Genomic DNA, 18,597 nt, shown 5'->3' on the forward strand with positions numbered 1-18,597 from the left:
GCGCAAGGCCCGGGGAGCGAGGCCCTGCGGGGCCTAGCGTCGCTGACATCCCTCACAGAAGGACGATGCGATGACACGTTTCGGCTACACCCTCATGACCGAGCAGAGCGGGCCGCGCGAGCTCGTGCGCTACGCCGCCGGCGCGGAAGAGGCGGGATTCGACTTCCTCGTCTCCAGCGACCACTTCTCGCCCTGGCTGACAAGCCAAGGACACGCGCCCCACGCGTGGACCGTGCTGGGAGCCGTCGCGCAGGCGACGAGCCGCGTCGAGCTGATGACCTACGTCACCTGCCCCACGATGCGCTACCACCCCACGATCGTCGCTCAGAAGGCCGCCACGCTGCAGCTTCTCTCCGAGGGGCGCTTCACGCTCGGGCTCGGCTCGGGCGAGAACCTCAATGAGCACGTCGTCGGTGAAGGTTGGCCGGCCGTGCACATGCGCCAGGACATGCTCGTCGAGGCGATCGAGATCATCCGGGCCCTGCACACGGGCGAGCTCGTCACTTACGACGGCCAGTACTTCCGCGTCGACTCCGCCCGCATCTGGGACAACCCCGACGGCGGCGTTCCCATCGGCGTCGCGGTGTCGGGCGACAGCTCGATCGAGAAGTTCGTCGACCTCGCCGACCACCTCATCGCCGTCGAGCCGGATGCGGATCTCGTACAGGCATGGGACGGCAAGCACCCGGCGAGCGGGTCGGAGTCGGGCGAGAGCCGCAAGATCGGGCAGATCCCGATCAGCTGGGACCCGGACCGCGAGACGGCCATCGCCCGGGCGCACGACGAGTTCCGCTGGTTCGGCGGCGGCTGGGGCGTCAACGCCGACCTCCCGACGCCCGCCGGGTTCGCGGCCGCATCCCAGTTCGTCCGTCCGGAGGACGTGGCGGATTCGATCGCATGCGGGCCGGACCTCGACGAACTGGCCGAGAGCGTGCGGCCGTTCCTGGATGCGGGCTTCACCGACGTCGCCGTCGTGCAGATCGGCGACGCGCAGCAAGAACGTTTCGTCGCCGAAGTCGCCGCTCCCCTGCTGGAGAAGCTCCGCGCGCTCTGATCCGGGCCGGTACGGGGCGCGCCCTGCGGCGACATGTGCACGACCGATCGCCCGGCGGGCGCCCCATCCTCCCCACCAGGCCACTTCTGCACCAGCGGTCGTGCAGATGTCGCGGCACTCGGCCCGGGCGGTCAGTCCACGGGCAGGCGGACGGCGGCGCGCGCCGTGGCGAGTTCCGCGGCGGTGCGCACCGTGCTCCAGCCGCGGGCCTCGGCCATGATGTCGGCGGCGAGACCGAGGATGCGCTCACCGGGGTCCTGGAGACGTCCGATACCGGTGCGCCGCAGCAGCACGTCCGTCAGGTGCTCGGGCGCCTCGTCGCGGACGGCCCACGCGACCGCTGCGAGCGGTTCGCCGTCGGTCGTGGCGCGCTCGGCGAGACGCGGGTCGGATGCGGCGAGCGCCAGCACGGAGCGCGCCCTGCTGCCATAGTGCGCGAAGAGAACGTCAGCCGTGTCGGCGGCGAACCCGAGGCCCGCGGCATCTCGGCGCAGCACGGCCTGCGCGGCCGTGACGTCGTCGACATCACCGCCGGGAAGGGGTGTCTTCGCGGTGGTCGAAGGCGCGGGGCGCAGGCCGTGCGCGGGCAGCCGGTCGACGATCTGCTGGGCGAACGCGCGGGAGGTCGTGTACTTCCCGCCGAGCGCCGAGAGCAGACCCGCAGCGCCGTGCCGCGCATGATCGACGAGATCGGATGCGCGGGATGCCCGGTACGTGTCGGTGCCCGCCGACTCGGCGAGCGGACGCAGACCGCCGTACGCGGCGGTGACATCGTCGAGCGTCAGCGGCTCCGGCAGCTTCGCGCCGGCGTTGATCTCGGCGATGAACCGCTCGATCGCGCCCAGGGTGAGCCGCCACTGGTCCACTGAGCCGGTGTACGGCGTCTCGGTGGGCCCGATGAGGCTCCGATCCCGCCACGGCGCGACGCTGAAGTGGCCGCCGGAGGAGACGGTGAGCACCATCGTCTCGCCGAGCCGTCGGGTGACGAGGTAGATGCCCTCCGAACGCACCGCCGGCGCCGGACCGATGGCTTCGCGCAGCAGCGGGGTCTGGGCGAGGAAGTCGTGCGAGAACGAGCCGGTCGCATCGATCGTCACCGTGGCGGCGAGCTCCGCCGTCTCGTTCGCGACGAGATCGTGCACCTCGGCCCCGACCACGCGCCCGGAGCGCACCAGCAGCCGGGTCGCACGGGTGTAGGTCGAGATGGTCGCGCGGTGGGATGCGGCCGCCTCCGCGAACGCGAGCGTGAGGCGTTCCGGCGAGAGCATCATCGCGTCGTAGTAGAGGATGCCGTGCCGCATCCATCCGAGGCCGCGGTCGACGAGCTCGGCGGCCGACAGCGACCGGTGCCGGGTGATGTGCGCGGCCGCATCCGTGAGCCGATTGCGGTCGAACGACAGCATGTCGTACGCGGTCAGACCGAGATGCTCGACGAGTCCCGGCTCGGGCAGCACCATGCCGATCGGGCGGACGAGGTGCGGCGCGATGGCGAGCAGGGTGCGTCGCTCGGCGAGAGACTCGCGCACGAGACGCACCTCGAGGTTCTTGAGGTAGCGCAGCCCGCCGTGGATGAGCTTGCCGGTGGCCGCGCTCGTGGCGCCGCCGAGATCGTCCGCCTCCACGAGCGCCACCGAGAGCCCCCGGCTCGCCGCCTCGTAGGCCGTGGCCACACCGGTGATGCCGCCGCCGACGATCAGTACGTCGACCGCGGTGTGGGGCAGAGCACGCCGCAGACTCATGCCGCCTCCAGGTCGGCGCGGATGCCGGCGATCATGCGCTCGCGCTCGGACGCGATGTCGAGAAGCCCCAGACGCAGCACGCGCGCGGCGATCTCCCATCGATCGAGGTCGGCGACGCTGACGGTGCCGGCCCGCAGATACGACCGCAGGTAGAAGCGGAGGAGGATACGGCGCACCGCCCCGTAGACGACGCGCATCGGCGCCGAGGTACCCGGAAAGAGCTCCGCCTCGCGGAACAGCAGACGCGTGAGGGCGACGTCGGCGGCGGGTTGACCGGCGACCGCGGTCTGCCAGTCGATGACGACGTTGCGGTCGGCGAGCACGAACACGTTCTGCGGGTGGAAGTCGAGGTGCAGCACCGCATCTCCCGCCGGGAGGGCGCGGATGCGGCGGGCGACGGCATCCCGTTCGGTCGGTGTGAGGGCCGAGAGCGCGGGGGTGTCCAGCTGAGCGACGGCGAGCTCGCGCACGTCGGGCAGCCGGTCGGTGCGGGCGCGGTGGACGAACAGGTGCTCGGCCGCGAGCGTGCTGCCGACCTGGGGCAGGCGCAGGATGTTGCGCTCGGCCACGGCCGTGAGCGGGATGCCGTCGATGCGGTCGAACACGATGCCGTGGCGCCCGTCCACCTCGACGCCGCCGTGACAGCGCACGGGCGTGATGCCGAGCTCGTACGCGAGGCGCGAGGCGGCGATCTCCTGCGCGACCTCGGCGGCGTCGATGCCGCCGAATGCGAGCTTGACGACGCGGTCGTCGCCGTCGGCGAACACCTCGGCGGACCGACCGCGGGCGATCGGCCGGGAGCCCACGGCGCTCATCGCTCGGCTCGCTGCGGCTGGCCGTATCCGCGGCGCGTCGCAGCCTCGACGACCGCGTGCTGCGCGGCGGCGTCCAGCGCGCGGGGCTCGCCGATGGCGCGCGCATGCCAGTACAGATCGCAGATCCATTCCGTGAGCAGCGCGTTCCCGACGGCGTGGACGAGGTCGCGCCCGAGGGCGACGGCACCGTGGTTGGCCATGAGCGCGGCGAGCCGCCCGTCGAGCGCAGCCCCGACGGCGTGCGCCAGTTCGACGCTGCCGAAGGGATGGAAGGGGGCGACCCGAAGCGCTCCGCCGAGGAGCAGCTGCTGGTAGTGCACGACCGGTACCTCGTCGAGCACGAGCGACAGGCTCGTCGCCATCGGTGCGTGGGTGTGCACCACCGCGCCGACCTGATCGGCGGGCGCGTGCCGAAGCACACCCAGATGCAGAGCCGTCTCGGATGTGGGCGCCCAGTCGCCCTCGACGACCTCGCCGTCGAGCGTGACGATCGTCACCTGTTCCGGGGTGAGCTCGCCGAGCACGGCACCGGTCGCCGTCACGGCGGCGAACTCGCCGACGCGCATGCTGACGTTGCCGGCTGTGCCGACGAGGAGGCCTGCTTCAGCGAGGGATCGGGAGGCGTCTGCCACCGCGACGCGCGCGGCGGAGATATCTGACGTCGTTGTCATGGCGCTAGCATGACCGCGAGAACAAACCAAAGTCAAGTTTGGTTTCTGACGAGAGGATACGGCATCCGTGACACGCCTCGCTGCGACCGAACCGGACTGGGACCGCATCCCGCTGCAGCGTGCTCCCCGTCAGCAGCGCTCGCGTGAGAAGGTGGCGCGCGCTCTGGCGGCCGCATCCGGGCTCGTGGCACGAGAGGGCGTGGCGGCTCTGACGCTTCCGCGCGTCGCCGAGGCCGCAGAGGTCAGCGTGGGCGCCCTGTACCAGTACCTTCCCGACCGCGACGCGATCGTGCGCGCGCTTGTCGCGGAGTACCACGCACGGCTCGAGGCCCTGTTGGAGAACGCGGTCGTGCTGACGCGGGAGAGCACGCCGCCCGCCGACCCCGTGGGCCATGTGATCGACGCCGTCGCCGAGATCTACCGCGACCGCGACGCGGTACGCACCCTCGGCACCGCCTCCGCCGGCGGACTCATCGACGCCGACCGGGCGGCCCACAAGCAGCGGATGGCCGAGGCCGCCGCGCGCCTCCTCCATGCCAGTGGGCTCACCCGCGACGAGACGGATGCGACCGCCCGCGCCAGGGTGGCCTTCCTCGCCGCCGACGCCGTGCTGCACGACGCCTTCGCCGCCCCGCCCGCCGCGCAGGAGCAGACCCTGCAGGAGCTGCGCCTGCTCCTGCGCCGCTACCTCCAGCCCTGACCCCACCCCCTCCTTCCCGGTTCTTCCCTCCCGTCCCGGCCGGTACCGCCTGGCTCGACTGTCAGAGAACGAGCCACACGTGTCGATCTGCGACAGGGGAACACGAAGGACCCAAGCTCACCTGTCACAGAACGACGGCTGCGCGTCGATCTGTGACAGGCGAACGGGGGTGCGAACGAGGGCGGGAGGGCGGGGGCCGGGAGGGGGGCGGGAGGGGGACCGGGAGGGCGGGGGCGGGGAGGGCGGGATGCGGGGAGGGGTCAGCCGATGGGGCCGCGCATGTCGTCGAAACCGGCCGCACGAGCCGAAGTGCGCACCCAGTCGAACACGATCTGGGTCTCCGTCGAGGCGACCGCGGGATCCATGCTCAGACGCGTAGCGACGAAGTCGCGCAGTTGCTCGGGCGAGGTCGTCACGACGTGGATGAGGAAATCGGTCTGACCGCCGAGGAAGAAGAGGTTCAGGACGTTCGGCAGGCGCGAGACCTTCTCGGCGTAGGTCTTGATCGCCGGACGCGCCTGCGCGCGGAGTTTGACCGCGACGATGGCCTGAAGGGGCAGTCCCAGAGCGGCGAAGTCCACGTCGGCGTGGGCCGAACCGAGGGCGCCGGACTCCCGCAGCGCGCGCACGCGGGCATGCGTCGCCGAGGGCGAGAGCCCGACTCGCGCGGCGAGCGCCGCGTTGGTCTGTGACGCATCGCGACGCAGCTCCCAGAGGATGCTCTCGTCGACCGGATCCGTCCGTCGGTTCTGCGCCTGCGCCATGCCCTACCTCGCATCCAGCCGGAGATTCTCCGTAATTCTTCTCCAGCAGAGAATTCTCTTCGGCAGCTAGTGATTCTGACACGGTTTTCTTCTAGATTCGGCCCGCTCCCGACGAACATCCTGATACATCGACACGAAGGACGGCGCCCATGCGCATCGGAATCCCCGCCGAGGTCAAGAACCACGAGTACCGCGTCGCCGCCACGCCCGCCGGCGTGCGCGAGCTGGTGCGCCACGGCCACGAGGTCGCCGTGCAGAGCGGCGCCGGGACAGGCAGCTCGATCACCGACGAGGAGTTCGCCGCCGCGGGCGCGCGGCTCGTCGACGTCGCCGAGGCGTGGTCGGCAGAACTCGTGCTCAAGGTCAAGGAACCGGTGGCCTCCGAGTACGGCTACCTGCGCGACGACCTCACCCTCTTCACCTACCTTCACCTGGCCGCCGACGAGCACCTCGTCGACGCGCTGCTGGCTGCCGGCACCACGGCGATCGCCTACGAGACCGTTCAGCTGCCCGACCGCTCCCTGCCGCTGCTCGCCCCCATGAGCGAGGTCGCCGGGCGCCTGTCCGTGCTCACCGGCGGCTACCACCTCCTCGGTTCGCAGGGCGGTCGCGGCGTCCTGCTGGCCGGAGTCCCCGGCGTGCGCCCCGCCAAGGTCGCTGTCATCGGCGGCGGCATCGCGGGCAGCAATGCGGTCGCGCAGGCCGTGGGCCTCGGCGCGGACGTCACCGTGCTCGACATCTCCATCCCGCGGCTGCGTGAGCTGGACGACCTGTACCGCGGCGCGGTGCGCACGGTGGCATCCAGTGCGTATGAGATCGAGCGCACGGTGCTGGAGGCGGACCTCGTCATCGGCGCCGTCCTCATCCCCGGCGCGAAGGCGCCCCGCCTCGTCTCGCACGAGATCGTCGAGCGGATGAAGACGGGCAGCGTCCTGGTGGACATCGCCATCGACCAGGGCGGGTGCTTCGAGGACTCCCACCCCACCACCCACGACGACCCGACCTTCCGTGTCGGCCCCACGATCTTCTCCTGCGTGGCAAACATGCCCGGCGCCGCGGCAGGCACCTCGACGCCCGCCCTGACCAATGCGACGCTGCCCTACGCTCTGGCGCTCGCCGACAAGGGCTGGGAGCGCGCGCTCGCCGACGATCCGGCCCTCGCGCTCGGACTCAACACGCTCCGCGGCGGTATCGCGAACGCGGGCGTCGCCGCCGCCTTCCCCGACAAGCCTCGCGCCTGACGTCGGCCGGATGCGGGGACGCCTCGCATCCGCCGGACTGCACGACTCCGCCCCGCAGGACGATCTCTCCCGTTCGTTCTGCGGGGCGGTTTGCGTGTCACCCACGCCCCGCACGTTACGGCCGCGTTTCCCGCACCTGCGAATCGTGGCGAACGCTTGCCCCGGGCAGGGTGCGTGCGCTTTCATGAACCAACTTGGTCAAACGTCCAACTGCGAAGGCGCAGTGGCGGAGGAGGCTCACATGCAAGAAACGCGACGACCCGTGGCGGTCGTGACGGGGGCGAGCTCGGGGCTCGGGCGCGGGTACGCGCAGCGTTTCGCCGCCCGCGGCCACGACCTCGTGCTCATCGCCCGCCGCGCAGACCGTCTCGAGGAGCTCGCCGCCGCGCTGCGCGCGCGGCACGGCCGTGAGGTCGATGTGATCCCCGCCGATCTCACCGACCCCGCCGCCCCCGAACGGATCGCGGCTGAGCTCGCCGAGCGCGCCCTCACGGCAGAGGTCCTGGTGAACTGCGCCGGGTTCGGCACCGCGGGCGCCTTCGCCGGCGAGGATCCCGCGCGGATCGCTCAGGAGATCGCGGTCGATGTGACGGCGCCGACGGTGCTCACGCGGCTGCTGCTGCCGGACCTCCTCGCCGCCGACGGCGGCATCCTGCTCATGGTCTCCAGCACCGCCGGCCACCAGCCCACCCCGAACCTCGCCGTGTACGGCGCCTGCAAGGCGTTCCTCACCTCGCTCACCGCCTCCATCTGGGAGGAGAACCGCGGCTCCCGGATGCGGGTGCTCGCTGTCTGCCCCGGCCCGACGGCGACCGAGTTCTTCGAGGCATCCGGATCCGAGCAGTTCAAGGTGGGGCGCGTCGGCACGATCGACGAGGTGCTCGACGCGACGTTCGCAGCCCTCGACGCCCGCCGCGGCCCCGTCGTCACTGTCGGCTGGGGAAACCGCATCCAGTCGATCGGCGCCAAGCTCGCGCCGCGCCGGCTCACGCTCAGGGTGGGACACGCCGCGACCGAGCGCGCGGGAAGGAACGCCTGATGCGCCGGCTCTCCTTCGAGGAACGTCGCAGCGAACTGCTCGACGCGGCCGTCCGGGTGATCGGTCGCGAGGGACTGGCTGCGGCCACCACGCGCGCGATCGTCGCCGAGGCCGACATGCCGCTGGGGGCATTCCACTACGTGTTCGCCTCGCGCGACGAACTGATCGCCGCGATCGTCGAGCACATCACCGAGCAGGAACGCCTCGCCGCGTGGATGGATGCCGACACCGACGCGACGTGCGCCGAGGTGCTGGCACGAGGGCTGGACGCCTACCTGCGGCTGCTCGAGTCGGAGCCGCAGCGTGAGATGGCCCTGCTCGACGTCGCCACGCACGCCATGCGGCACGATCCCGAGGCGGTGGAACGCCAGTGGGCCACCTACCGCGCCGCGGCGCGCGCCAGCCTCTCCTACGCCGCCGACCTCTCCGGCATCGCCTGGACACGTCCGCTCGACGAGCTGGCCTGGTCGCTGGCCAGCTGCCTGGACGGACTCACCCTCTCATGGCTCAGCACGCGCGACTCGGATGCGGCCCGCCGCCACATCCGTCTGCTCGCCGATGCCTTCGCCGCCTACGCCACCCCCGTGAAGGAGACCACCGATGCTGATTGAGACCGATGCCCGCGTGCTCGCGCTCACCAACGCGCGCGCCGTGCTGGGGGCCCTACCCCGCCTCGTCGAGCTCGTGCCCGAGGCCGGACGGATCCTCGGGACCCTGCCCGCGCCGACGACGCTCTCGCTCGTCGCGCCCGGCATCCCCGTGACGCGCTACCGCTTCTCGCCCGAGGGCATCGCCCCGGTCTCCGAGGGCCGGGGACCGACCCTGATGTTCCGCTCCGTCGAGCACCTCAATGCCGTCATCGCCGGAACTGCGCAGCCCATCCCGCTCGCCGGCCCCGCCGGCATCCGGTTCCTGACGCGCGTGTTCACGCCGCTCACGGACCTGCTCGGCGTCTACCTGAAGCCGCAAGACGAGCGGCTCGCGGATGCGGAGTTCCGCCGCCGCAGCACCCTGCTCACCCTCGAAGTGGCGGCACGCGCGATCGCGGTCGTCGGCAACGAGGACACCAGCGGGCGCTTCTCCGCCGCGCACATGCCCGACGGCGATCTCGACCTCGAGATCGGCGACGAGCTGCGCTACCGCCTCGAGGTGAAGAACCACCGCATCCGCCTCGACGACGAGCTGTCCGACCCGCCGCGCGCAGCCCTCCGCTTCGCCGACCTCGACGTCGCCGGGGGCGTGATCAGCGGCCGCGACAGCGCACTGGCCTGCGTCTGCGACGGCCGACTCGCCATGCGCGGTTTCATCCCCCTCGTCGACAACACCAGCCGCATCCTCGACCGCGTCGGCGCCTACCTCGGAGAGTGATCATGAGCACCCCCACCCTGACCCCCGTCTACAGCTACACGAAGAGCAACGAAGCGTTCGCCCGTGCCGTGAAGGTCATCCCCGGCGGCGTCCCCGGCCACCTCGGCCCCTCCGAGGGCTGTTTCATTCCCCGATCGGCATACCCGCTGTTCTCCGAGCGCGCCGAGGGCACCCGGTTCTGGGACGTCGACGGCAACGAGTACATCGACTACATGTGCGGCTACGGTCCCAACGTGCTCGGCTACGGCGACGCGGATGTGGTCGCCGCCGCCCAGGCGCAGGCGCGGAAGGAGGACGTGGTCTCGCTGCCTTCGACCACCATGATCGATCTGGCCGAACTGCTCGTGGACACCGTCGCGAGCGCCGACTGGGCGTTCTTCGCGAAGAACGGCGGCGACACGACGACGCTGGCCATCATGACCGCCCGCGCCGCGACGGGTCGCCGGCGCATCGTCTTCATCGAGGGCTACTACCACGGCGTCGCGCCCTGGACGCAGAAGCTCGACTACCCCGGGGTCCTCGAGACCGATGTGCAGGGCAACATCGAGGTGCCGTGGAACGACATCGAGGCCATGCGACGGGTGTTCACCGAGCACCGCGGCGAGATCGCCGCACTCATCGCCCAGCCGTACAAGCACGGCAACTTCTTCGACAACGCCCTGCCCGCCCAGGGGTACTGGCAGGCGGTGCGGCGACTCTGCGACGAGCACGGCGTCGTGCTGATCGTCGACGACGTGCGCGCGGGCTGGCGGCTGGACCTCGCCGGCAGCGACCACTTCTACGGCTTCGAGGCGGACCTGATCTGCTTCTGCAAGGCGATCGCGAACGGCTACAACATGTCGGCGCTGTGCGGAAAGGACAGCCTGCGCGAAGCCGTGTCCAGCATCACCTACACCGGCAGTTACTGGATGAGCGCGGTGCCCTTCGCCGCCGGCATCGCGACGATCGAGAAGCTCAAGGCGATCGACGGCCCCGCCCTGTTCCGCGAGCTCGGGACGACGCTGACGACCGGGCTCACCGAGGTCGCCGCTTCGCATGGCCGGACGCTCGTCGCCTCCGGCGAGCCGGCCCTGTTCTACCTGCGCCTGGCCGACGACGAATCGCTCATGCTCCACCAGCGGTGGATCGCCGAGTGCGTGCAACGCGGAGCCTTCTTCAGCTCCCACCACAACCACTTCATCAACGCGGCCCTCACGAGTGCCGACATCACCCGGACGCTCGAGATCGCCGACGAGGCGTTCCGCGCGATCGAGGCATGACCGCGCTGCCGGCACTGCGCAGACGTGGTGCGGCCGTCGGCGCCGCCTACGCGGCGCAGGGCCTCGGCTACGCCACGATCGTCACCGCTCTGCCGACGATCAAGGACCGCGTCGACATCGGCGACGATGCGGTCTCGCTACTCCTGCTCGCCACCTGCCTCGCCGCGGCTCTCGGATCCGTGCTCGCCGACGTGATCGCCGTGCGCGCCGGCAGCAGGCTCGCCCTCGCGTCAGGGCTCGCGGCCCAGGCGGTGGGACTGCTCTTCGTCAGCTTCACCGCATCCCTTCCGGTGCTGATCGTCGCGATCGTGCTCTACGGCGTGGGCCTCGGCGCGGTCGATGCGTCGTCGAACATGCAGGGCTCGCTCCTGCAGCGCCACCACGAGCGCCCGGTGTTCGGTCGGCTGTACGCCGGATACACCGGCGCCGCGATCATCGCCACCGGGGTCACCGCGGCGGTGCTGGCCACCGGCGCTCCCGCGGGTCTGACACTGGTCATCGCCGCGGCGGCGCAGATCGCGATCGCCGGATGGGGTCTCGGGGCCTTCGATCCCACGCGCGCGGCGCACGAGGTCGACGACACCGCCGCATCCCGCCCTGCCCTGCCGCGCCGCGCGATCTGGGCGGTCGGTGCGATCGTGTTCGCGGCGTTCGTCGTGGACTCCGCCGTCGCAAGCTGGAGCACGATCTACCTCACCGACGGGCTCCGGGCCGACCCGGGCGTCACGCCCCTCGGCTACGGGGCGTACCTCGTCGCGATGCTGGCGGCGCGCCTGGGCACGGACCCGCTCGTGCGACGGATCGGACGGATGCGGCTGGGCGTCGCAGCCGTCGTCGTGGCCGTGGCCGGCGCCGTGCTGGTGGCGGCGGTGCCGTTCGTGCCGGCGGCGATCATCGGCTTCGCGGCGATGGGCGTGGCGTCGGGGGCGCTCGTGCCGATCGCGTTCAGCCGAGCCGGCGAGCTGCTTCCCGAACGCAGCGACGAGGTGATCGCACGCGTGAACCTCTTCAATTACGCGGGCGCCGTCGCCGGAGCCGTCGCGCTCGGACTCATCGCGGCCGGGCCGTCGCTCGGGCCCGCCTTCCTCGTCCCCGCGGTGATCCTCGCCGCGCTCTCGCCCCTGCTGCGCACCCTCCGCCGCCACTGACGCTCGCCGGTTCCGTCTCGGTTCCCTCTCCCGCCCCTGTTCACCTGCCCCAGATCGACGCGCCGCGGTGGTTCTCTGACAGGCGAGCGTGGAAGCTCCGTGTTCGCCTGCCCCAGATCGACGCATGCGGCTCGATCTGTGACAGGGGAACAGGGAGTGCGCGAGCTGAGGGCTCAGCGAGCGAGGGCGGTGCGGATGCGGGCCATCGTCTCCAGGGTGAGGCGAGTGCGCTCCTGATCCTCGGCCGCGGCCGGCCCACCGGCCTCGACGAGGGCCACGAACCGTTCCACCTCGCCGCGCAGCGAGTGACGCTCGTCGGGGATCTCGACGGCTTCCCGGTCGCCGTTGACGGCGTGGCGCACCACGCGACGCGGACTGACGAGGTCGTCGATCGAGAGGGTCGCCCGCTCTCCCTCGATCTCGCTCGGACGCCCGGCGTTCGTGATCTTGGAGTACGACACGTCCACGACGAGACCCGGGTAGCCGAGCAGTGCGACGCCCGCACCGTCCGCACCGCTCGCGATCGGCACGTCGAGCGCCTGCACGCTCTCGGGACGACCGAACAGCAGGACGGCCGCGTGCACGGAGTAGACGCCGAGATCCGCGAGGGCGCCGCCGCCCATCGCGGGATCGAAGATGTTGACGCGCCGCCCCGCCAGCACGTCGTCGTAGCGCGAGGACCGCTTGCCATAGTGCAGCGATGCCCGCCGCAGCACGCCCAGCGTCGGGAGCAGATCGCGCACGACACCGATGCCCGGGTCGTAGGCCAGCCGCATCCCCTCCATCAAGATGAGACCGCGCTCCGTCGCCTCTCGGGTGAGCGCGACCCACTCCTGTTCGGAGGTGACAGCTGGCTTCTCGACGAAGACGTGCTTGCCGGCGGCGAGCGCCGCGCGGATCTGCTCGGCGTGCACCGAGTTGGGCGAGCCCACGTACACCGCGTCGATCGCCGGATCGGCCAGCACCGCTTCCAGATCGGATGCGGCGTGCGGCGCACCGATGCGCCGGGCGATCTCGGCGGCACGGTCCGCATCGCGCGAGGTCGCCGTGTGCAGCGTGATGCCGTCGACCTGGGCCACGGCACGCGCGAAGGCCTCGGTGATGATGCTGGAGCCGATCGTGGCGACGTTGATCATCGCACCAGCGTAGGCGGGGCCAGGAGGGCGTCGGCGCTCACGCGAGCGCGAGCGCCCGGTGGACGGACGCGACGGCGCTGGATCCCTCACCGACAGCCGCTGCCACCCGCTTCATGGATCCGCGCCGCACGTCGCCGGCGGCGAAGAGTCGGGGCAGCGAGGTCTCGAACGGCAGCGGCTCGCGACCCAGCTGCTGCCAGCGGGAGATCGACTGCACGGTGACGTCGGTGCCGGTGCGCAGGAACCCGTGGTCGTCGCGGTCGAGCGATCCGAGCCAGGATGTGGCGGGCTCGGCGCCGATGAAACAGAACAGCCCCCGCGCGTCGACGTCGCCGACGGTGTCGATCCGCACGCTCTGGAGAACGCCGTCGCCGTCCAGCGCCGTCACGTTCGCGGCCGTGTGGATGCGGACCCCGGGACTCTCCAGCAGCCGGTCGACGAGGTAGCTCGACATCCGCTGACGCAGATCCGTCCCGCGCACGACGAGGTGCACGGGGCAGCCGTTGCCGGAGAGGTAGAGGGCCGCCTGTCCCGCGGAGTTCGCGCCGCCGACCACGACGGAAGGCGCCCCGGAGACCTGATGCAGTTCGAGCGGGGTCGCGGCGTAGTAGATGCTGGAGCCTTCGAACCGCGACCACCCCTCGATGTTCAGGCGGCGGTATGCGGCACCCGAGGTGACGATGGCGGTGCGGGTGCGGATGAGGCGGCCGTCGGCGAGGGCGACCTCGAGCCCTTCGGGCACCTCGGCGATCGCGACGGCTTCGCAGGGGGCGTAGACCCGCACCCCGAACTTGAGCGCCTGCAGCGTCGCCTGGCCGATGAGCTGGCCGCCGCTCACCCCGAACGGGAAGCCGAGGAAGTTCTCGATGCGAGAGGTCGCGGCGGCCTGACCACCCGGTGCGACAGCGTCGAGGAGGACCGTGTTCAGCCCCTCCGACGCACCGTAGATCGCGGCGGCGAGACCGGCAGGACCGCCGCCGATCACGACGAGGTCGACGGCCGCATCCGTCTCGGCCTGGTAGCTGAGTCCCAGCCGGTCGGCGACGATGCCGGGCGTCGCGCGCTCGATCGGCTCCCCCTGCAGGTAGGCGATCGGCAGATCCTCGACGTGCACGCCGTGCTGAGCGGCGTGCACGCCCAGGTCGTCCGCATCCACCTCGACCGCCGTGTGCACGAGGTCGAGCCGCTCGGCGAAGCGGTCCAGGGCGAGGAACTCGCGAGAACCGCGCAGACCGACGAACTTGAGGGTGAGGGCTGCCGGGCCGGTCCGCAAGGACTCCCGCCTGTCCCAGAGGGCGTGCAGGATCAGATCGCAGAGCTCGTCGTCCTCCGCCATCAGCCGACGCAGCTGCGCGCGCGGCACCCGCAGGATGCGGCCGGACTCGGCCACACGGGCGGAGAGGAAGGCCCCCTGCCCGTTCAGCAGGCTCAGCTCACCCGCGAATGTGCGCGCACCCATACGTGTGAGCACCACCTCGTCGACCCAGCCCAGACCGTCGCGCACGATCTCGACCTCGGCGGTGTCGACGAGGATCATGTCGTAGTCGTGATCGCCGGAGCGGAACACGTAATCACCGGCGGCCACCTCCTCGGCGGTGCCGTACGCACACAGCCGCTCCCACTGTGCGTCGGTCAGGTCGGAGGGACGAGTCGGCACGGCGACGGTCTCTTGGCTCATACGCGGGATTGTCCTCGCCCGTCGACTCCGTCACAACTCGACGGGCGCGTCACCCGCGTTCGGGGCCCATGAGCGGGCGCAGGGCCCGGGTGAGGGCGGCGATGTCGGCACGATCCGATCCCGCCAGAACCTCGGCCTCGCGCCGGACGAGCTCGGTCATGGCCGCATCCACGACCCTGATGCCCTCCTCGGTCAGCAGGATGTAGACGCTCCGCCCGTCGGAGGGGTTGCGCTTTCGCACCACGAGTCCCCGCGTCGAGAGATTGGCCAGGCGATGCGACATCGTCGCGCTCGTGATCATGGTCCGCTCGATCAGCTGCGCGGGGCTGAGCCGATGCGGCGGATCGGCCCGACGCAGCGCCGCGAGCACGTCGAATTCCCACGAGGCCAGACCCGCCGTCGCGAACGCCGCGGCGCGCAGGCGATCCAGGCGGATGGCCGCACGGCGCAGCCTCGACATCACATCGAGCGGGGTGAGGTCGATGTCGGGCAGTCGCCTGCCCCACGCGTCGATCAGCAGATCGACTTCGTCGTCTCGACGGTCATCGCTCACACGACGACGGTAGCGTGCGCGAGCACCGCTCAGGCGGGATACCGCATCCCGCGCGGCGAGTGCGAGGATCGAAGCGGCGACCCACCGGCGGACGGAGCACCCCATGACCTCGTACAACGACCACGTGATCGCGGAGTTCCGACGAAGCGGGGGACGGGTGGAGAACTTCGGCGACGCCCTCATCCTGCTGCACCACATCGGCGCCCGCAGCGGCCTCGAGCGCATCGCCCCGCTCATGGCCCTGCCGGACGGAGCGGATGCCTGGCTGATCGCCGCCTCGAAGGCGGGAGCGCCGGACAACCCCGCCTGGTTCCACAATCTCCGCACACACCCCGACGTGACGATCGAGACGCCGTCGGGCGAGGTTCAGGTCACGGCCCGCGTGCTCGATCCGCCCGAACGGGATGCGGCATGGCGGCGCTTCCTCGAAGCGAGCCCCGGTTTCGGCGACTACGAGCGACGCACGACGCGCACCATCCCGGTCGTCCGTCTGGAACGCCGATGACTCATCAGCCCGGAGTCGACATCCCCGATGCGCGTGGGCGCACGGGCCTCGACCGCGTCGGGCGCGATCTGGACGGCAACCCCAGGGTGCGGGTGCGCGAGGTCCGCGTGCTCACCTCGAACTGGTTCGTGACGCGCACGACGACCTTCGACTTCCAGCATTCGGACGGCACCTGGACCACAGAGCACCGCGAGACGTACGACCGCGGCGACGGAGCGTGCATCCTGCTCTACGACGCCGAGGCACGCACCGTGCTGCTGACCCGCCAGTTCCGCTACCCGGTCTACGTCAACCGGCATCCCGACGGCATGCTCATCGAGGCCGCGGCGGGCCTGCTCGACGACGAGGCTCCCGAGGCCGCGATCCGGCGAGAAGCCGAGGAGGAGACGGGGCGTCCGGTCGGCGAAGTGGAGCACGTCTTCGATGTCTACATGAGCCCCGGCTCGGTGACCGAGCGGCTGCACTTCTTCGCCGCGCCGTACCGTCGCGGCGACGTCGTGTCGGGCGCACGGGCGGGACTCGCCGACGAGGGCGAGGACATCGAGGTGCTCGAGCTCGGCTTCGACGACGCCCTCGAGCGCATCGGCGTCGACATCGTCGACGCGAAGACGATCATGCTCCTGCAGTGGGCGGCGCTGCGCGGCCCGTTCTCACCGGCCCGGAGCGCCCGTTCGTGACGACGCGGCTCCTGCTGATCTCCGACACCCACATCCCGCCGCGGGCGCGCACGATCCCGGATGCGGTGCGTCGACTCGCGGACGAGGCCGATCTGATCGTGCACGCCGGCGACTGGGTGGTCGCGGGCGTCCTGGACGATCTCGCGCGGCACGGCGAGGTCGTGGGCGTCTACGGCAACAACGACGGCGCGGACCTGCGCGCCCGGCTTCCACTGATCGCGCACCGTCGGATCGAGGGCGTCCGGATGAGCGTCGTGCACGAAACGGGCGACGCACGTTCGCGAGAGCGTCGAATGGATGCGGCCCACCCCGAGACCGATCTGCTCGTGTTCGGACACAGCCACATCCCCTGGGACACGGTCACGCCCGGGGGGATGCGCCTGCTGAATCCGGGCTCCCCGACCGACCGGCGCCGTCAGCCCCACCACACCTGCATGACCGTCACGATCGAAGACGCTCGCATCGAGGCGACGCTCGTCACGCTCTGAGCGCTCGGTCAGCCCTCGTCCTCCGGCGCGAGCACCGACCAGATCGAGGGCGGGTCGCCTGCGGTGCGCTGCAGAATGACGTACTCGGTCTCGGGATGCTCGGCGATGAAGCGCCTCGCCTCCTCGAGCGACATCACCCGCGCCGTCACCTCATCGCCGTTGCGCTCCGACCAGGCGTTCTTGAACTGGACGCGATACTCCTTCATGCCGTCCACCCCGTCACTGGATGCGGTCGACCTGCACCCGGATGAGGTCCGCCTCCGGAAAGCGGTCCAGCAGCAGATCGGCGACCTCGCGGCCGGTGTCGGCCGCGCCCGCCGACGCGTCCGCGGCGATCCGCACCTGGACGAGTTCCGAGGCCGCATCCCCCGTCACGAGCGGGACGACCGCGCCGAGGGCACCGGCCACCGCATCCGCGACGCGCGGCGGGAAGACCGCGGCGACGCCGGAGAAGGCGAGGACAGCTTCGGTCACCGCGTCCCGCGGCGCAGAGGGCAGGGTCATGACGCGTCCTTTCGCGGCTGGGGAGCATGGACGTCCTCGATCGTGACGTCGATCGCGGCCACCTCGAGATCGGTGTGCCGCGCGACGACATCCGCGATGCGGCGGCGCACATCGTCGGCCACGGCGCGCGCGTCGAGATCCCAGGCGATGGATGCGGTGACGTCGATCGTCACGGGCGCGCCGAGCTCCTCGACGTCGCCGAGGATGCGCGTGCGTCCGATGAAGACCCCGTCCAGCTCGTCGGCAGCGGAGCGCAGGAGGGTGCGCACCGCCCCCTCGGCGACCGTGATCCGCACCCTGGGGTCGGGGTGACGCACCGGCAGATCACGCCCGGAGCGCAGCTCCGCCGCGACCTGGTCGAGGATCCCGCCGAACCATCCCGCCGACGGCTCCGGGAGCGAAGCGGCGTCGGCGGCGAACAGATCGCGGGAGAGGTCTCCGACACGGGAGAGGGACTCGAGGGCGTTCAGACACTCCGGGCACTGTTCGATCTCGGCGTCGCGCGGCGAACGTCCGGCCTCCACATAGTCGCTGAGTTCCTGGATCGTGCGCCCGCAGTCCAGGACGTCGGATGAGGCGTTCGATGCGGTCATCGCCATCCCTCCATCCCGATCATGATGCTCGCTCTGGCACGGGCGAGGTTTCCCCGCACGGTGCTCACCGGCACATCCAGTTCTTCCGCGATCTCGGAGTAGCCGAGCCCCGCGGCCTCCCTGAGCAACCAGGTCCGTCGCTGCGCCTCCGGGAGGCGTTCCAGCGCTGCCGAGAGTGCCGCGAGTCTAGCGTTGCGTTCGGCGACGTGCTCGGGCCTGGTGCTCTCGGGTGTGGACGGCTCCCAGTCCTCGAACGGCGTCTCCTTGGCCGAACGGCGCAGGACCCGCAGCGCTTCGCGCGACGCGACGCGCAGCAGCCAGGCCCTGACCGACGAGCCGTCGCGGAGGGTCGGCAGCTGTCGCCACGCGACGACGAACGCATCCTGTACCACGTCGTCGGCGTCGGCTTGCGAGCGGAGCATGCGCGCGATGTAGGCGCGCATGAGCGGGCTGTGCCGTCGCACGATCTCGGCGAAGGCTGCGACGTCGTCATCGACCGCGCGCTCCACGAGGATGCGGTCCGACAACGCTGAGAGGTCCCTCGACCCCGTCTCGGGCTCCACCACCGGCCCTCCGAAAATCCGTCAGAACTTTTTTGTGACGATCCGGCGGGTAGGTGCCTCATGTCAGTAGGGCGAAGTTAGCGCCGACGACGAGAAGCGTCC

Annotated in this window: 22 protein-coding genes; 11 read left to right on the forward strand and 11 right to left on the reverse strand. The window is 71.1% G+C overall.

Going from position 1 to position 18,597, the window contains the following annotated elements; all coding sequences use genetic code 11:
- The first annotated feature begins 70 nt into the window (after window positions 1–70).
- A complete protein-coding gene (locus ACYVJS_RS05615) occupies window positions 71–1,054 on the forward strand; it encodes an LLM class F420-dependent oxidoreductase (RefSeq protein ID WP_460738525.1) in 984 nt (327 codons plus the stop codon).
- A gap of 131 nt (window positions 1,055–1,185) precedes the next feature.
- On the opposite strand, the gene ACYVJS_RS05620 is transcribed toward ACYVJS_RS05615, so the two are convergent.
- Genes ACYVJS_RS05620 through ACYVJS_RS05630 form a run of 3 tightly spaced genes read right to left on the reverse strand, consistent with a single transcriptional unit; the run spans window position 1,186 to window position 4,279 of the window.
- A complete protein-coding gene (locus tag ACYVJS_RS05620; RefSeq protein ID WP_460738527.1) occupies window positions 1,186–2,793 on the reverse strand; it encodes a glycerol-3-phosphate dehydrogenase/oxidase in 1,608 nt (535 codons plus the stop codon).
- Complete coding sequence (locus tag ACYVJS_RS05625) at window positions 2,790–3,608, reverse strand: aminoglycoside phosphotransferase family protein (protein ID WP_460738529.1); 819 nt, start codon at window positions 3,606–3,608, stop codon at window positions 2,790–2,792. Before ACYVJS_RS05625 ends, ACYVJS_RS05620 begins: the two co-directional genes overlap by 4 nt.
- On the reverse strand, window positions 3,605–4,279 hold the full coding sequence (locus ACYVJS_RS05630; RefSeq protein WP_460738531.1) for a class II aldolase/adducin family protein: 675 nt from the start codon (window positions 4,277–4,279) through the stop codon (window positions 3,605–3,607). Before ACYVJS_RS05630 ends, ACYVJS_RS05625 begins: the two co-directional genes overlap by 4 nt.
- Window positions 4,280–4,346: 67 nt before the next feature.
- On the opposite strand from ACYVJS_RS05630, the gene ACYVJS_RS05635 reads away from it, so the two are divergent.
- A complete protein-coding gene (locus ACYVJS_RS05635; RefSeq protein ID WP_460738533.1) occupies window positions 4,347–4,979 on the forward strand; it encodes a TetR/AcrR family transcriptional regulator in 633 nt (210 codons plus the stop codon).
- 260 nt (window positions 4,980–5,239) lie between these two features.
- On the opposite strand, the gene ACYVJS_RS05640 is transcribed toward ACYVJS_RS05635, so the two are convergent.
- On the reverse strand, window positions 5,240–5,743 hold the full coding sequence (locus tag ACYVJS_RS05640) for an Lrp/AsnC family transcriptional regulator (RefSeq protein WP_243231149.1): 504 nt from the start codon (window positions 5,741–5,743) through the stop codon (window positions 5,240–5,242).
- 149 nt (window positions 5,744–5,892) lie between these two features.
- Between ACYVJS_RS05640 and ald the strand changes: the two genes are divergently transcribed.
- The 6 genes from ald to ACYVJS_RS05670 all read left to right on the forward strand — a co-directional run bounded on the left by ald (window position 5,893) and on the right by ACYVJS_RS05670 (window position 11,798).
- A complete protein-coding gene (gene ald, locus ACYVJS_RS05645; protein WP_460738535.1) occupies window positions 5,893–6,984 on the forward strand; it encodes an alanine dehydrogenase in 1,092 nt (363 codons plus the stop codon).
- Window positions 6,985–7,225: 241 nt separating this feature from the next.
- The gene (locus tag ACYVJS_RS05650; protein ID WP_460738537.1) at window positions 7,226–8,023 is read left to right on the forward strand and encodes an SDR family NAD(P)-dependent oxidoreductase; all 798 of its coding nucleotides are present in this window, start codon (window positions 7,226–7,228) and stop codon (window positions 8,021–8,023) included.
- The gene (locus tag ACYVJS_RS05655; RefSeq protein WP_460738539.1) at window positions 8,023–8,634 is read left to right on the forward strand and encodes a TetR/AcrR family transcriptional regulator; all 612 of its coding nucleotides are present in this window, start codon (window positions 8,023–8,025) and stop codon (window positions 8,632–8,634) included. The genes ACYVJS_RS05650 and ACYVJS_RS05655 overlap by 1 nt, the downstream gene beginning before the upstream one ends.
- Window positions 8,624–9,391 carry a hypothetical protein gene (locus tag ACYVJS_RS05660; protein ID WP_460738541.1) on the forward strand — a complete coding sequence of 256 codons (768 nt, stop codon included), beginning with the start codon at window positions 8,624–8,626 and terminating at the stop codon, window positions 9,389–9,391. Before ACYVJS_RS05655 ends, ACYVJS_RS05660 begins: the two co-directional genes overlap by 11 nt.
- Window positions 9,392–9,393: 2 nt before the next feature.
- The gene (locus ACYVJS_RS05665; RefSeq protein WP_460738543.1) at window positions 9,394–10,650 is read left to right on the forward strand and encodes an aminotransferase class III-fold pyridoxal phosphate-dependent enzyme; all 1,257 of its coding nucleotides are present in this window, start codon (window positions 9,394–9,396) and stop codon (window positions 10,648–10,650) included.
- The gene (locus tag ACYVJS_RS05670; RefSeq protein WP_460738545.1) at window positions 10,647–11,798 is read left to right on the forward strand and encodes an MFS transporter; all 1,152 of its coding nucleotides are present in this window, start codon (window positions 10,647–10,649) and stop codon (window positions 11,796–11,798) included. The genes ACYVJS_RS05665 and ACYVJS_RS05670 overlap by 4 nt, the downstream gene beginning before the upstream one ends.
- 173 nt (window positions 11,799–11,971) lie before the next feature.
- Here the strand turns inward: ACYVJS_RS05670 and ACYVJS_RS05675 are convergent, their stop codons facing one another.
- From ACYVJS_RS05675 to ACYVJS_RS05685, 3 genes are read right to left on the reverse strand one after another with little or no spacing between them, the layout of a single operon-like run.
- The gene (locus ACYVJS_RS05675) at window positions 11,972–12,934 is read right to left on the reverse strand and encodes a Gfo/Idh/MocA family protein (RefSeq protein WP_460738547.1); all 963 of its coding nucleotides are present in this window, start codon (window positions 12,932–12,934) and stop codon (window positions 11,972–11,974) included.
- A 37-nt stretch (window positions 12,935–12,971) separates the two neighbouring features.
- Window positions 12,972–14,612: an FAD-dependent oxidoreductase gene (locus ACYVJS_RS05680; RefSeq protein ID WP_460738549.1), complete on the reverse strand. Its 1,641-nt coding sequence runs from the start codon at window positions 14,610–14,612 to the stop codon at window positions 12,972–12,974.
- A 49-nt stretch (window positions 14,613–14,661) separates the two neighbouring features.
- Window positions 14,662–15,165 (reverse strand): MarR family winged helix-turn-helix transcriptional regulator, encoded by a 504-nt coding sequence (locus ACYVJS_RS05685; protein WP_460738551.1) that lies wholly within the window; start codon window positions 15,163–15,165, stop codon window positions 14,662–14,664.
- 103 nt (window positions 15,166–15,268) lie between these two features.
- On the opposite strand from ACYVJS_RS05685, the gene ACYVJS_RS05690 reads away from it, so the two are divergent.
- From ACYVJS_RS05690 to ACYVJS_RS05700, 3 genes are read left to right on the forward strand one after another with little or no spacing between them, the layout of a single operon-like run.
- Window positions 15,269–15,670 carry a nitroreductase/quinone reductase family protein gene (locus ACYVJS_RS05690; protein WP_460738553.1) on the forward strand — a complete coding sequence of 134 codons (402 nt, stop codon included), beginning with the start codon at window positions 15,269–15,271 and terminating at the stop codon, window positions 15,668–15,670.
- On the forward strand, window positions 15,667–16,347 hold the full coding sequence (locus ACYVJS_RS05695) for an NUDIX domain-containing protein (protein WP_460738555.1): 681 nt from the start codon (window positions 15,667–15,669) through the stop codon (window positions 16,345–16,347). The genes ACYVJS_RS05690 and ACYVJS_RS05695 overlap by 4 nt, the downstream gene beginning before the upstream one ends.
- Complete coding sequence (locus tag ACYVJS_RS05700; protein WP_460738557.1) at window positions 16,344–16,835, forward strand: metallophosphoesterase family protein; 492 nt, start codon at window positions 16,344–16,346, stop codon at window positions 16,833–16,835. Before ACYVJS_RS05695 ends, ACYVJS_RS05700 begins: the two co-directional genes overlap by 4 nt.
- Window positions 16,836–16,843: 8 nt before the next feature.
- On the opposite strand, the gene ACYVJS_RS05705 is transcribed toward ACYVJS_RS05700, so the two are convergent.
- Genes ACYVJS_RS05705 through ACYVJS_RS05720 form a run of 4 tightly spaced genes read right to left on the reverse strand, consistent with a single transcriptional unit; the run spans window position 16,844 to window position 18,498 of the window.
- Entirely contained in the window at window positions 16,844–17,041 is a 198-nt protein-coding gene (locus ACYVJS_RS05705) for a hypothetical protein (protein WP_460738559.1), read from the reverse strand.
- A gap of 13 nt (window positions 17,042–17,054) precedes the next feature.
- Window positions 17,055–17,339: a hypothetical protein gene (locus tag ACYVJS_RS05710; RefSeq protein WP_460738562.1), complete on the reverse strand. Its 285-nt coding sequence runs from the start codon at window positions 17,337–17,339 to the stop codon at window positions 17,055–17,057.
- The gene (locus ACYVJS_RS05715) at window positions 17,336–17,932 is read right to left on the reverse strand and encodes an Asp23/Gls24 family envelope stress response protein (RefSeq protein ID WP_460738564.1); all 597 of its coding nucleotides are present in this window, start codon (window positions 17,930–17,932) and stop codon (window positions 17,336–17,338) included. The genes ACYVJS_RS05710 and ACYVJS_RS05715 overlap by 4 nt, the downstream gene beginning before the upstream one ends.
- On the reverse strand, window positions 17,929–18,498 hold the full coding sequence (locus ACYVJS_RS05720) for an RNA polymerase sigma factor (protein WP_460738566.1): 570 nt from the start codon (window positions 18,496–18,498) through the stop codon (window positions 17,929–17,931). Before ACYVJS_RS05720 ends, ACYVJS_RS05715 begins: the two co-directional genes overlap by 4 nt.
- Window positions 18,499–18,597: the final 99 nt, after the last annotated feature.

This window comes from Microbacterium neimengense, from assembly GCF_054782995.1.